At 75.1% G+C, this 13,687-nt stretch carries 9 protein-coding genes; 2 read left to right on the forward strand and 7 right to left on the reverse strand.

Going from position 1 to position 13,687, the window contains the following annotated elements:
• Window positions 1-4: 4 nt before the first annotated feature.
• From OG617_RS09125 to OG617_RS09150, 6 genes are all read right to left on the reverse strand, one after another.
• Window positions 5-1,408, reverse strand: coding sequence for a DEAD/DEAH box helicase (locus tag OG617_RS09125; protein ID WP_405100406.1), 1,404 nt, complete (start codon window positions 1,406-1,408; stop codon window positions 5-7).
• 231 nt (window positions 1,409-1,639) lie between these two features.
• Complete coding sequence (locus OG617_RS09130; protein ID WP_320066368.1) at window positions 1,640-1,843, reverse strand: cold-shock protein; 204 nt, start codon at window positions 1,841-1,843, stop codon at window positions 1,640-1,642.
• 248 nt (window positions 1,844-2,091) lie between these two features.
• Window positions 2,092-5,517 (reverse strand): ATP-dependent helicase, encoded by a 3,426-nt coding sequence (locus OG617_RS09135; protein ID WP_405100409.1) that lies wholly within the window; start codon window positions 5,515-5,517, stop codon window positions 2,092-2,094.
• A 105-nt stretch (window positions 5,518-5,622) separates the two neighbouring features.
• A complete protein-coding gene (locus tag OG617_RS09140; RefSeq protein ID WP_405103590.1) occupies window positions 5,623-9,051 on the reverse strand; it encodes an ATP-dependent helicase in 3,429 nt (1,142 codons plus the stop codon).
• Between the two features lie 623 nt (window positions 9,052-9,674).
• A complete protein-coding gene (locus tag OG617_RS09145; RefSeq protein ID WP_405100411.1) occupies window positions 9,675-10,220 on the reverse strand; it encodes a TIGR00730 family Rossman fold protein in 546 nt (181 codons plus the stop codon).
• Window positions 10,221-10,224: 4 nt separating this feature from the next.
• Window positions 10,225-11,076: a TIGR00730 family Rossman fold protein gene (locus OG617_RS09150; protein WP_405100413.1), complete on the reverse strand. Its 852-nt coding sequence runs from the start codon at window positions 11,074-11,076 to the stop codon at window positions 10,225-10,227.
• 176 nt (window positions 11,077-11,252) lie between these two features.
• Here OG617_RS09150 and OG617_RS09155 point away from each other — a divergent pair, with 176 nt between their 5' ends.
• The gene (locus tag OG617_RS09155; RefSeq protein WP_405100415.1) at window positions 11,253-11,420 is read left to right on the forward strand and encodes a hypothetical protein; all 168 of its coding nucleotides are present in this window, start codon (window positions 11,253-11,255) and stop codon (window positions 11,418-11,420) included.
• A 134-nt stretch (window positions 11,421-11,554) separates the two neighbouring features.
• Here OG617_RS09155 and dapE read toward each other — a convergent pair whose 3' ends face one another.
• Window positions 11,555-12,628 (reverse strand): succinyl-diaminopimelate desuccinylase, encoded by a 1,074-nt coding sequence (gene dapE, locus OG617_RS09160; protein WP_405100417.1) that lies wholly within the window; start codon window positions 12,626-12,628, stop codon window positions 11,555-11,557.
• Window positions 12,629-12,652: 24 nt separating this feature from the next.
• Between dapE and dapD the strand changes: the two genes are divergently transcribed.
• Entirely contained in the window at window positions 12,653-13,612 is a 960-nt protein-coding gene (gene dapD / locus OG617_RS09165; RefSeq protein WP_405100419.1) for a 2,3,4,5-tetrahydropyridine-2,6-dicarboxylate N-succinyltransferase, read from the forward strand.
• Window positions 13,613-13,687 lie beyond the last annotated feature (75 nt).

A 13,687-nucleotide genomic window follows, 5' to 3' on the forward strand; every position in this document is an offset into this window, starting at 1 on the left:
CCGCTCAGGCCGTACGGGGACGACGCGGCCGGCGCGACCGACCCGAGGCGCGGTGCCCGGCACGCCGGCCGTCGGCGCCAGCCCCGTCCTCGGACGGGCGGGCGGCGCGCGACGCGCCCCCGGTCGCGGCGGTCCCGGCGGCGTGCGACTGACCGGCGGCGCGGGGAGAGCGCGGGCCCCGGCCACCGCCCGAGGCGGACCGCTCCGGAGCCGGGACGGCGATGGTCACCGGCACACCCGACGGTTCCCGGGCCCCGGTGACCCGGGCCAGCGCCTCGTCGCCCATCCGGACCTGGGTGGCCTGCGGCCGGATTCCGGCGGTCGCCATCAACCGGGACACCTCGCGGCGCTGCTCGGGCAGGACCAGGGTGACCACGGTGCCCGACTCGCCGGCCCGTGCGGTACGCCCGCCCCGGTGCAGGTAGTCCTTCGCCTCGGTCGGCGGGTCGACGTTGACCACCATGTCGAGGCCGTCCACGTGGATGCCCCGGGCCGCCACGTCGGTGGCGACCAGCGCGGTCACCTGGCCGGTGCGGAACTGCTCCAGGATCCGGGTGCGCTGCGGCTGGGACTTGCCGCCGTGCAGCGCCGCCGCGCGCACCCCCTTGGACAGCAGCTGGCGGGCCAGCCGGTCGGCGCGGTGCTTGGTGCCCATGAACAGGATGGTGCGGCCCTCCCGGGCCGCGATCTGGGTCAGGGCGGCCGGCTTGTCCTCAGCGTCGACGTGCAACACGTGGTGCGTCATCTCGGTCACCGTGGCGGTGCCCGGGTCGACGGAGTGCGAGACCGGGTTGGTGAGGAAGCGGCGGACCAGCTTGTCCACGCCGCCGTCCAGGGTGGCGGAGAAGAGCATCCGCTGGCCGTCGCCGGCCACCTGCTCCAGCAGCTTGGTGACCTGCGGCAGGAAGCCCATGTCGGCCATCTGGTCGGCCTCGTCGAGCACGGTCACGGCGACCTGGTCGAGCCGGGCGTCCCCACGGTTGATCAGGTCGTGCAGCCGGCCGGGGGTGGCCACGACCACCTCGGCGCCGGCGCGCAGCGCGTCCGCCTGCCGCTGCAGCGACAGGCCGCCGACCACGGTGGTGATGCGCAGGCCGACCGCCCGGGCGTACGGGGCCAGCGCGGTGGTCACCTGCTGGGCCAGTTCCCGGGTCGGCACGAGCACCAGGGCGAGCGGACGCCCCGGGCGGGCCCGGCGGCCGATGGTGCGGTGCACCAGCGGCAGCCCGAACGCGAGCGTCTTGCCCGAGCCGGTGCGGCCCCGGCCGAGGACGTCCCGACCGGCAAGCGAGTCCGGCAGCGTCGCCGTCTGGATCGGGAACGGCTCGGTGATGCCCTGCGCGGTCAGCTCGGCGAGCAGCTCCGGCGCGAGGCCGGTGGTGGAGAACGAGGGGATGACGGTGGTCATGCGAGAGCCTTCCTCGACGCGGCACGTGTCGAGGAGGCGCCGGAGTGGCGCTGCACCGGCGGCTGGGCCGCGGTGGTCACAAGCACGAACCGAAGGTGGGGTGCGGCCGGCCCGCACGAGGCGGACCGGCCGCGACACCGCGCCTGAGGCGCGATGGGGTGTTCCGAAGAACGGTGGTGCCTGTTCAGATGAACAGTCGTGCCTGTTCCGAGGAACAGTGCTGCCGACGGATCAGACCGGGCGGATGTTCTCCGCCTGCGGGCCCTTCTGGCCCTGGGTGATCTCGAACTCGACCCGCTGGTTCTCGTCCAGGCTCCGGTAGCCGGAGGACTGGATCGCCGAGAAGTGGGCGAAGACGTCAGCGCCGCCGCCGTCCGGGGTGATGAAGCCGAAACCCTTGTCAGCGTTGAACCACTTAACGGTGCCAATTGCCATGTGTTCTGTCTCCTTGACGGAACGTTCGGATCCGCACTTGTTGCGGGCCGAAGAGGGAGGAGTGAACCGCGCCCTTGTGCGCGGACCACTTGTCGCTTCTGGTCGCCCCGCCCGGAGAGCCCCGGACACAACAAAGAGCGCCTGGGGCCACAATCCGCCAGGCGCACACAGAGTCTCTGGTAACCAAAACTGCAACCCGGATACCGTACCACGGATTCGGCCCACCGGAGCCCCACGGCCAAAAATTCTCATCGCCCGGGGCGGCGGACGGCGGGCGGCGCCTCGGGCACGCCCGCGATCAACGCGGTGAGCCCGTCGGCGTCGAGCAGGTCCGCCGGGCGGACCGTCGCCCCGTCCCGCACGTAGTGGAAGGCCGCGCCGACCCGGTCGACCGGCACCCGGGCCAGCTCCGCCCAGGCCAGCCGGTAGACGGCGAGCTGCACCGCCGCCGCCTCGGCCTCCTCGCCGACGGGCTGCCGCCCGGTCTTCCAGTCGACCACGTCGTACCCGCCGCCGGGCCGGGCGAAGACCGCGTCCATCCGGCCGCGCACCACCACCCCGGCGATAACTGTGGCGAACGGCACTTCCACCTCCGCCGGCACCCGATCGGCCCACCCCCCGGCCAGGAAGCGCGCCTGAAGCTCGGCCAGCGCCTCATCGGGCGCCGCGTCGGCGTCGGCCGCGCCCGGCAGCTCGTCGACGTCGAGCAGCCGGTCCGCGCCGAAGCGCCGCTCCAGCCAGGTGTGGAACGCGGTGCCCCGCCGGGCGTACGGGTTCGGCTCGCTGGGCATCGGGCGGCGCAGGGCGCGGGCGAGCTCCTCCGGGTCGCGGCGCAGCGCCACGAGCTGGGTGACCGAGAGCTGGCCGGGCAGGGCCACCTCGACCGCCCCCGCCCCGGCTGCCAACTCGGCCCGCTCGGCGAGCAGCAGGTCGGCCTCCCGCCGCCAGCGGGCCACCTCCGGATCCTCGGCCTCGGCCACCCCGGCCACCCCAGCCACCTCAGCGGCCTCAGCCACCTCGGCCACCTCGGCGGCTGAGGCCGGGGGATCCTCGGCGAGAAAGCGGCGAACCAGCGCGGCGGCCTCGGCCAGCGCCGGGCGACGCCCGCCCAGCGGGTCGGCCGGCCACTCGGCGCGCAGCACCACCTCGGTGGTGGGGTTGGTGGCGTCACCGGCCGGCTCGGGGGCCCACCGGTCGACCAGGTGTCCGGCGTCGCCGTCCAGGCACACGTCGTGCACCTCACGCAGGAACACCGACGGCCCGCGCGGGCGCTTCGTCCCCTCGCCCCACCAGTAGCCGGAGCAGAGCAGCAGCCGCCGGGGGCGGGTCACCGCCACGTACGCCAGCCGGCGCTCCTCCCGCTCGTCGTGCGCCCGCCAGTCGTCGACGAAGTCGGCCAGCGCCCGGGCCACCGCGCGCTGGTCGGCCGCCTCGGCCAGGCCCAGCTCCGGCAGCCCGTCGGCGTCCCCGCGCAGCGGGAAGGGCAGCACGCCCAGCCCGCCGAGCCAGTGATCGGAGTTGCGCACCGGCCCCGGCCAGCCGCCCCGGCTCAGGCCGGCGACCACGACCACGTCCCACTCCAGGCCCTTCGCGGCGTGCGCGGTGAGGATCTGCACCGCGCCGGAGACCACCTCCACCTCGCCCGGGGCGAGGCCACGCTCCTCGTCCTCGGCCGCGGTGAGGTAGGCCAGGAACCCCGACAGGGTCGCCGCCGGGGACTCCCCGCTGAACCGGGCCGCCACGTCGCCGAGGGCGTCCAGGTGGCCCCGGGCGAGGCCGGCGTCGCCGGTGCCGTCCCGACCGGCCCGGACCGCCACCTCCACGTCCAGGCCGATGGTCCGCTCGACGTCCGCGATCAGCTCCGGCAGCGTCTGGTCCAGCCGGTAGCGGAGCAGGGCCAGCTCCTCGCCGTACGCGCGCAGCCGGGCATAGCCCTGGACCGAGTACGCCTGGGCGGGCCCCAGGTCCGCCAGCGCCTCCACCAGCGTGGCCTCGTCGAGCAGGTCGGCGGCGATCTCCGGCTCCTCGTCGGCGGCGGGCCGGCGGCGGCCGGCGGCGATCGCCCGGGCCCGGCGGTGCAGGGCCACCAGGTCACGCGGACCGATCCGCCAGCGCGCACCGGTGAGCAGCCGCAGCAACGCCGCCCCGTCGGTCGGGTCGGCGAGCACCCGCAGGGTGCACACCACGTCCCGCACCTCGGGGGTGTCCAGCAGGCCGCCCAGGCCCACCACCTCCACCGGCAGCCCCCGGGCCCGCAGCGCGGTCGAGAGCGCCGGGATCTGGCTGCGCAGCCGGACCAGCACGGCGGTGGAGGGCCGCTGCGGCACCGGGATGTGCTCGGGCAGCGCCCCCGGCATCCGGGCCGCCCCGCGCCAGGCGGCCAGCACGCTGTCGGCGATCCAGTCCGCCTCGTCCGCGTACGTCGGCAGGAGCGCGCAGTGCACGGTGCCGGCGGCCAGGCCACCCGGCGTGCGGTGCGGGATCGGGTCGGCGACGCTCAGCGCGGCGCGCAGCTCGGACACCCGGGCACCGGCCGCCCGCAGCGGGGTGGCCAGGGCGTTCGCCACGCCGAGGATCTCCGGCCGGTTGCGCCAGCTCGTGGTGAGGCCGAGCACTGCGGCCGGCGCCCCGTCGCGGCGGGCGAACTCGGCGGGGAAGCGGTCCAGGGTGCCGGCGCTGGCGCCACGCCAGCCGTAGATGGACTGGCAGGGATCGCCGACGGCGGTCACCGAATGGCCGCCGCCGAACAGCGCGTTGAGCAGCACCACCTGCGCGTGGCTGGTGTCCTGGTACTCGTCGAGCAGCACCACCCGGTAACGGTCCCGCTCGATCGCGCCGACGGCCGGGTGGTCCCGGGCCACCCGGGCCGCCCGGGCGAGCTGGTCGGCGAAGTCCATCGCCTCGAAGTCCTCCTTACGCCGGGCGTACGCGCGGACCAGCGGCAGCAGCTTCAGCCGGGTCTGCTGGAGGGCGAGGGACTTCCGCACGTCGGCGTAGACCCGGCCGGGGCGGGACTGCACGTCGGCGAAGAACCGGCCGGTCCAGGCGGCCAGGGCGTCCGGGGCGACCAGGTGCTCGTCCAGCTCGCCGGCCAGGGCCAGCACGGCGTCGGTGATGGTGCTGGGCATCCGGTCGACGCTGGTCATGTCGCCGTCGTAGTTGCGCACCAGCAGGTCGACGAGCTGCCAGCGGGACGCCTCGGTGAGCAGCCGGGTCGACGGCTCGTACCCGGCGCGCAGCCCGTGCTCGGTGACGATCCGCCCGGCGTACGAGTGGTAGGTGGACACGGTCGGCTCGCCCGCGAACGGGTCGTCGAGCGGGTCCCGGCCCCGCCGCCCGACCCGGCGCACGAGCTGGTCGAGCCGCGTACGCACCCGGTGGCCCAGCTCGCCGGCCGCCTTGCGGGTGAAGGTCAGCCCGAGGATCTGCTCCGGCCGGACGTACGCGTTGGCGACCAGCCAGACCACCCGGGCGGCCATCGTCTCGGTCTTGCCGGATCCGGCGCCCGCGACCACCAGCAGCGGTTCGACCGGCGCGGCGATGATCGCCGCCTGCTCCCGGGTGGGCGCGGGCAGCCGGAGCAGCTTCGCCAGCTCGACCGGCGTGTACCGGGGGCCGGAGTCGGCCGTCCGGGGCGCCGGGGTCGCGGCGCTGAACAGGGCGGGCTGGGTCACGGCACCATCTCAGTTCGCGGCTGCGGGGCTCGCAAGCTCACTCCTCGCGCTCACGGGTGACATCTCAGTTCGCGACTGCGAGGCTCGCAAGCTCACTCCTCACGCTCACGTCAGCTCCGGGCGGCGGGGGGTCGGCGGCTCGACGACCTGGCGTCCCTGCCCGGACACCGGGCAGCTCGTGCGCACCGGGCAGACCCGGCACTTCGAGTTGGCGACCGCCGCGAAGGTGGCGGCGGCCATCGTATCGGCGGTGCGCCGCACCAGCGCGGTCGCCCAGCCCGCCTCCGGCCCCTGCCCCGCCGCCGGCTGGCTCTGCTCCTTGGCGTCCTTCGCGCCGGTGCCGAGCTGCACCAGGGCCGCGCCCCCGGACTCGTCGCCGAACTCCGGGAACGCCCCCGACTCCACCGCCGCCTGGTACGCCCCGAGCTGCGGATGCTCGCCGATCTCGTGCTCGGTGACGGCGGTGGACTTGCCGGTCTTCAGGTCGACCACCACCAGCCTGCCGGCGTCGTCCACCTCCAGCCGGTCCACCCGGCCGGTCAACTCGACCGGCCGGTGCGGGTCGTCGAGCCGGACCGCGAACTCGTGCTCGATGGCGAGCAGCCGGCGCGGATTGCCGGCCAGCCAGCGCAGCAGCTTGTCCACCATGGCCTCGGCCCGCTCCCGCTCCGGGCCGACCATCCACCGGGCGGCCAGCTCGATCGCGTCGAACCGGGCGGCCACGTACTCCAGCAGGGCTGAACGGTCCGCGCTGGCGTCCTCGGCGAGCATCGCGGCGGCGTGCACCAGGTTGCCCACCCCCTGCGCGGCACTGGCCGGCCCGCTGCCACCGTGCCGCTCCAGCAGCCAGCGCAGGCTGCACCGCAGGGCGCTCTCCATCGCCGACGGGGTGACCTTCACCGGCTGCCCCTCGTCGACCAGCGGCCGGTCGTCGGAGAGGCCGCGCAGCCCCCACCAGTCGTCGGGGTGCGCGCCGGGCACCCCGGCGGCGGACAGGCGGGCCAGCTCGGCCGCCGCCGCGCGCCGCCGGTGGTGCGGCGCCGCCGGGTCGGCCACGGCGGTACGCAGCTCCGCGACCAGCGCCGGCAGGGTCAGCGCCCGGGGCGGCCCGGCCACCGGCAGGCTGACCGGACGATGCTCTCCACCGGCCCTCGGCTCGCCGCCCTCCGGGTCACCAGCCTTCGGGTCACCAGGCTCCGGGTCACCAGGCTCCGGGTCACCAGGCCTCGGGTCACCAGGCTCCGGGTCACCAGGCCTCGGGTCACCAGGCCTCGGGTCGGCCGGCCCGGCGTCGCCGGTCGGGCCGTCACCGGGACCGTCCGCCGGGCCTCCACCGGGGCCACCGGTCGGCTCGGCGGGGACCGGGCCGCCGTCGTCCGGGCCGGGCGGCTCGGTCGGGTCCAGCTCGTACAGGAACCGGCTGGGCTGTTCCTCGTGGTCGTCGCCGCCGACCGCGGCCGAGGCGACCGCGCTGACCAGCAGCCGGCGACGGGCCCGGGTCACGGCCACGTGGAAGAGCCGGCGCTCCTCGTCCAGCAGGGCGGACGTCTGCCCGATCAGGACCGCCCGCCCGCCGTCGCCCTGGTCACGGCCGGCGAGCACGTCGACCAACCGCTCGGAGCCGAGCAGGCTGCCACGCAGCCGCAGGTCCGGCCAGACGCCCTCCTGCACCCCGACGATCGCCACCAGGTCCCACTCCAGCCCTTTGGCGGCGTGCGCGGTGAGCAGCCGGACGGCCTCGCCCCGGTCGGCCGTCGCGGCCAGGGTGTCCGCCGGCAGGTCCTGGCCGAGCACGTGGTCGAGGAAGACCTCGGTACGGGCGCCGGGCAGCCGGTCGGCGAACCGGGCCGCCGCGTCGAAGAGCACCAGCACGGCGTCCAGGTCCCGGTCGGCGGCCTCGGCCCGCCAGCGCCGTGCGGTCTCGTGCTCGCCGGTCGCCGCCTGCCCCCGGGTGATCGCCCCGGCCCAGCGCTCGGCCAGGCCGCTGGCGTCCCACACCGCCCAGAGCACGTCCTCGGCGGTCGCCCCGGGCCGCTCGGCCGCCTCCCGGGCGATGGCGAGCAGGCCAGCCACCGCCTGCGCCGGCTCCGCCCAGTGCCGGTCGATGGCCGCCAGCTCCTCCGGGTCACGCAGCGCGTCGACGATTAGCTCGCCGGAGGGGCGGCGGTCCCCACCGGCCAGGGCTAGGGCGCGCAGCCCCTGGCGCAGCCGCCGCTCGGCCAGCGGGTCGGCCCCGCCCAGCGGCGAGTGCAGCAGCGCCACCGCCGCCTCCTCGTCCAGCCGCTCCGGCTCCAGCGCGCAGCGCAGCAGGAGCAGCAGCGGGGCCACCGCCGGTTGCAGGTGCAGCGGCAGGTCCTCGCCGTGCACCACGGTCGGCACCCCGGCGGTGTGCAGCGCCCGGCGCAGCACCGGAAGCTGCCGGGCGGTCGAGCGGACCAGCACCGCCATCGCCGACCAGGGCACGCCGCCGAGCAGGTGCGCCGCGCGCAGGGCCTGGGCCAACCAGGCGGCCTCGCTGGTGGCCGAACGGAAGGTACGCACCTCGACCGAGCCGGCCGGGGCCGCCGGCAGCGGATGCAACCGGCGGTGGGCCGCCGGGCCGCGCAGCCGGCCGGTGAGCCGCCGCGTGGCGGTGAGCAGCCCCGCACCGGCCCGGTACGACGTGTGCAGCACGACCTGCGCGGCCGGCGCGCCGGAGACGGTGCGGAACCGGTGCGGGAAGGCGCTCACCCCGGCCGGGTCCGTGCCCCGGAAGGCGTACGTGGCGGAGTCCGGATCGGCGAAGGCGACGAGGGACTTTCCCCCGCCGGCCACCGCGGCGAGCAGGTCGAGCTGGGCCGGGTCGGTGTCGGCCAGTTCGTCGACGTACACGTGGGCGAGGCGGCGGCGTTCGGCCTCCATCAGCTCCGGGTCATCGAGCAGCAGCCCGGTGGCGGCCCGGACCAGCTCCGCCGGGTCGTACGCGATCGAGCCGCGGTTGCTGACGTCACGCAGGGCGAGCACGGCGACGTACTCGCGGAGGAAGCGGGCGGCGGCCGGCCAGTCCGCGCGGCCCAGCCTCTCCCCCAGCCGGGCCAGCTCCACCGGGCCGACCCCGCGCTCCGCGGCCCGCATCAGCAGGTCGCGGAGCTGGGCCGCGAACGCCCGGGTACGCAGGGCGGGGCGCAGGTCCTCCGGCCAGCCGACCGGATCGTCGTCGGGCTCCTCGCCGACCACGTCGAGCAGCTCCCGGATGATCAGATCCTGCTCGGGGCCGGTGAGCAGCCGCGGGGACGGCTCCCCCCGCTCGGTGGCGGCCCGGCGCAGCAGCCCGTACGCGTACGCCGGGAAGGTGCGCACCAACGGCTCGCGCAGCACCCGGTGCCCGTCGCCGGCCACCCGGGCCTCGATCCGGCGGCGCAGGTCGGTGGCCTGCCGACGGCCGAAGGTGAGCACCAGGACCCGCTCGGGGTCGACACCCTCGGCCACCCGCGCGGCGACCGCCTCGACCAGCGTGCTGGTCTTCCCCGTACCCGGCCCGCCGACGACGAGCATCGGCCCGCCGGTGTGCGCCACGACCTCGACCTGGAGCGAGTCGTCCCGCCACCCCCGGCCCCGCTCAGCCCCAGCGCTCCACTCAGCCCCGTCGCCCCACTCAGCTTCCTCGGCCCGCTCAGTCCTTTCGGCCTGCCCAGTTCCTTCGGAAGGCTCCGTCCCCTCGGCCGGTGCCGCAGGCGACTCCTCGGCGCACGTCAGACCGCCGGTAGGCTGGTCGACGTACGTGCCATCGCCCCCGCGGCCCTCACCGGCCTGCGCATCATCGCCGCCCGGCCCCCCGGCCCGATGCTCCCGCCCGGTCGCCCCCTCGGGCCGACCGTCCCCCCGCGCCGCCCCACCCGACCGGCGGTCCCCCCGGGCCGCCTCGGCAGGCCGACGCACCAGCCGGTACGCCTGCATCCCCCCATCCCACCACGCCCCTACGACACCCCACCCCACCCCCACCCCCTGCCTCCCCCACCCCGGCCCGGCCCCACCCCGGCCCGGCCCCGGCCCGGTGATCAAGAAGTTTGCGTCAGCAGCGCGTCAGATCCCGACGCAAAGCTCTTGATCACCGGGGTGGGGCGAGGCAGGGGGTGGGGTGGGGTGGGGCGGGGGCGGGGGCGGGGGCAGGGTGGGGGTCAGGTGAGGTGGGGGGTTAGGGCGTCCAGGGCTGCAGGGATGGTGTCGACGACCGTGAGGAGGCCCAGGCCCGCCGGCTTGAGGAAGTTGCGGTCGGCGAGGCCGGCCAGCCAGTCGATCAGGGGGCGGTAGAAGCCGTCCACGTCGACCAGCACCATCGGCTTGGTGTGCAGGGCGAGGGTGGCCGTGGTCCAGACCTCGAACAGCTCGTCCAGGGTGCCCAGCCCACCGGGCAGGGTGAGGAACGCGTCCGACTTTTCGATCATGAGGGTCTTGCGGTCGGCCATGCTGCCGGTGACCAGCAGTTCGTCCGAGGCTAGGTCGGCCACCTCCAGATCGACGAGGGACTGCGGGATCACCCCCAGGGTGGTCCCGCCTGCGGACCGGGCCCCGTCCGCCACCGCACCCATCATCCCGACGCAGCCGCCGCCGCTGACCAGCGTGTGGCCGCGCCGGGCGATCTCCGCGCCCGTCTCGGCGGCCAGGTCGAGCCAGCGCCGGTCGAGGGTACGGGACGACGCGCAGAACACGCAGATCGCCGCCACCGACTCAGCCCTCCCGGCTCTGTTCGGCGGCGGCCTGCTGGTCCGCCGCGTTCTGCGCGACGGCCTCCTCGCGTACCGCCTCCTGCTCGACGGAGAGCGCGGCCTCGGCCTCCACGATGTGCCGGACCGCCGCGTCGACGTCGTCGGTGAGGCAGATCAGCTCCAGGTCGATCGGCCCGATCTTGCCCTCGACCGCCATCGTGTCGCGCAGCCAGTCGAGCAGGCCTCGCCAGTAGTCCGTCCCCATCAGCACCACCGGGAACCGGGTGACCTTGCCGGTCTGCACCAGGGTCAGCGCCTCGAACAGCTCGTCCATGGTGCCGAAGCCGCCGGGCAGCACCACGAACGCCTGGGCGTACTTGACGAACATGGTCTTGCGGGCGAAGAAGTACCGGAAGTCGATGGCCAGGTCGACCCAGTCGTTGAGGCCCTGCTCGAACGGCAGTTCGATGCCGAGCCCGACGGAGAGCCCGCCGGCTTCGCTGGCGCCCCGGTTGGCCGCCTCCATCACGCCGGGCCCGCCGCCGGTGATCACCGCGTACCCGGCCCGGGCCAGGGCGGCGCCCAGTTCCTCGGCCATCCGACACTCCGGGCTGTCCGGCTTGCTCCGGGCCGAACCGAAGACGCTGACCGCCGGCGGCAGGTCGGCCAGGGTGTCGAAGCCCTCCACGAACTCCGACAGGATGCGCAGGGCCCGCCAGGCGTCCTTGGTCTTCCAGTCGCCGCGCCCCCGGGAGTCCAGCAGCCGCTGGTCGGCGGTGCTCGTCGGGATGGCCTGACGACGCAGCGTGACGGCACCCCGGTGCCGTTCCCGCCCCCGCTCGCGGCCCGAGCCTCGTCCGTTGCTGTCGCTCATGGGAGCAACCGTAGTGGAGGGCACCCACCGGAGGTGGCACCCGAACCAGGTGGCGGGCGGGCAGCGGCGGGGCGGACAGATTTTCCACGACCAGGGCAACTAATTCGGTCGCACGTACGTCTTACTATTCACATACCGGGTATGCCCCGGCGCGCGCCTTCGGGGGAGGAGCCAGCGTGATCAGCAACAACGAGATGATCCGGATCCGTCGGCAGATGCAGCGACGGATCCGGGACGTGGTGGCCGAGCGCCGCCGCGCCCGGCAGATGGAAGCCACCACCGCCGACCTCACCGGCGACCCGACCGACACCCGCCCCGAGTCGTCCCTGTCCCCGACCGCCTGACCGACCGTACGGCTGCCGGCCGGGGGTCCGTCCCACCCTGATCCGGGTGGGGCGGACCCCCAGCCAGACCATGCCCCCGGCCAGACCACGCCCCGCCCCAACGGGTCGGGGCGGTCGGGGCGGGTGCGGCGGGCTCAGGCGGGGGTGAGCCAGCGGTGCAGGGTGGCCGCCCCGTCGCGGATCTTGCTGATTTCGACGTGCTCGTCCGGGTGGTGGGCCAGGTTGGGATCCCCCGGGCCGAAGTTCAGCGCCGGGATGCCCATCGCGGCGAACCGGGCCACGTCCGTCCAGCCCAGCTTGCCGATCGGCGCGGCGCCGACCGCCGCCAGGAACTCCTTCGCCGGGGCCGCCTCCAGCCCGGGCGCCGCCCCGGCCGCCATGTCGGTCACCCGCAGCTCGAAGCCCGCGAACACCTCACGCAGGTGCGCCTCGGCCTCGGCCGGCGTCCGGTCCGGCGCGAACCGGTAGTTCACCTCGATCTCGCAGTGGTCCGGCACCACGTTGCCGGCGACCCCTCCGCCGACCCGGACCGCGTTCATGCCCTCGCGGTAGTCGCAGCCGTCGATGGTGACCCGCCGCGCCTCGTACTCGGACAGGCGGCGCAGCACCTCGCCGGCGGCGTGGATGGCGTTCACCCCGTGCCAGGAGCGCGCCGAGTGGGCCCGGACGCCGCTGGTGGTCACCACCGCACGCATGGTGCCCTGGCAGCCGGCCTCCACGATCCCGTGCGTCGGCTCCAGCAGCAGCGCGAAGTCCGCCTGGAGCCACTCCGGGTACGCCTCGGCGACCAGGAAGAGCCCGTTGTACTTCGACTCGATCTCCTCGGCCTCGTAGAAGAAGTACGTCACGTCGTACTTCGGCTCGGGCAGGGTCACCGCCAGGTGCAGCGCGAACGCCACCCCGGACTTCATGTCCGAGGTGCCGCAGCCGTACATCAGGTCGCCGCGCATGGTCGACGGGAAGTTGTTGTTCAGCGGGACGGTGTCCAGGTGCCCCGCGAGCACCACCCGGGATGCCCTCCCCAGGTCGGTACGCGCCATGATGGTGTTGCCGTGCCGGAACGTGGTCAGGTGCGGCACGGCACGCAACACCTCCTCGACGCAGTCGGCGATCGCCTTCTCGTCGAGAGAGACGGACTCGATGTCGACCAGGACGCGGGTCAACGCCACCGGATCGGCGAGGACCTCAGGGGTCAGCGGGTTCTCCATGGTTCGCACGGTACCTTCACAGTCGTGACGACTGCACAGCCTGCGTGGGGTATCGGCCTGGCCACCATCACCGCTGACGAGCAGGTGCTCGACACCTGGTACCCGACGGGCAAGCTGGGGCTCGGCGAGCTTCCGCTGGTCTCCGGCGAGGACGAGGCGGACGTGCTCGACCTGCCGCCGGGGGCGGTCGGCGAGCGGGCGCTGCCCGGCCTGCGTACGGCCCAGGTGGTCACGGTGATCGGGGCGCTGGACGAGCCGATCAAGGCTGCCGCCGACGCGTACCTGCGGTTGCACCTGCTCTCCCACTGCCTGGTGCGGCCCAACGAGCTGAACCTCGACGGCATCTTCGGCAAGCTGGCGAACGTGGCCTGGACGTCGGCCGGGCCGTGCCCGCCGGAGCGGGTGGACGAGCTGCGGGTGATCGAGCGGGCCGCCGGCCGCCACCTGGCCGTGTACGGGGTGGACAAGTTCCCCCGGATGACCGACTACGTGGTCCCGTCCGGGGTACGGATCGCCGACGCGGACCGGGTCCGGCTCGGCGCCCACCTCGCCGCCGGCACCACCGTGATGCACGAGGGCTTCGTCAACTTCAACGCCGGCACGCTCGGCACCTCGATGGTCGAGGGGCGCATCGTGCAGGGCGTGCTGGTCGGCGACGGCTCCGACATCGGCGGCGGCGCTTCGATCATGGGCACCCTGTCCGGTGGCGGCACCGAGAAGATCAGTATCGGCGCGCGCAGCCTGATCGGCGCGAACGCCGGCGTCGGCATCTCCCTCGGCGACGACTGCGTGGTCGAGGCGGGCTGCTACATCACCGCCGCCTCGAAGATCGCCCTCCCGGACGGCCGGGTGGTCAAGGCCCGCGACCTGTCCGGCGTCGACGGCCTGCTGTTCTGGCGCAACTCGGTCACCGGCGCGCTGGAGGCCCGCCCCCGCACCGGCCGGGGCATCGCGCTGAACGCCGCCCTGCACGCCAACGACTGACGGCCGTCGGCGGTGCCGCGCGGCCCGGCCACCGGATCATCGAGGCCGGGCGACGGCACCGCCGACGGAGGACGG

The sequence above is a fragment of the Micromonospora sp. NBC_01412 genome (assembly GCF_045040215.1).
GTDB lineage: Bacteria > Actinomycetota > Actinomycetes > Mycobacteriales > Micromonosporaceae > Micromonospora > Micromonospora rubida.

Excerpts from the sequence above, each read along its gene's own strand:
- dapE (WP_405100417.1), bottom strand. The coding sequence starts at position 12,628 with ATGGAGAACCCGCTGACCCCTGAGGTCCTCGCCGATCCGGTGGCGTTG.
- OG617_RS09140 (WP_405103590.1), bottom strand. The coding sequence starts at position 9,051 with ATGCTCGTCGTCGGCGGGCCGGGTACGGGGAAGACCAGCACGCTGGTC.
- OG617_RS09125 (WP_405100406.1), bottom strand. The coding sequence starts at position 1,408 with ATGACCACCGTCATCCCCTCGTTCTCCACCACCGGCCTCGCGCCGGAG.
- OG617_RS09130 (WP_320066368.1), bottom strand. The coding sequence starts at position 1,843 with ATGGCAATTGGCACCGTTAAGTGGTTCAACGCTGACAAGGGTTTCGGC.
- OG617_RS09150 (WP_405100413.1), bottom strand. The coding sequence starts at position 11,076 with ATGAGCGACAGCAACGGACGAGGCTCGGGCCGCGAGCGGGGGCGGGAA.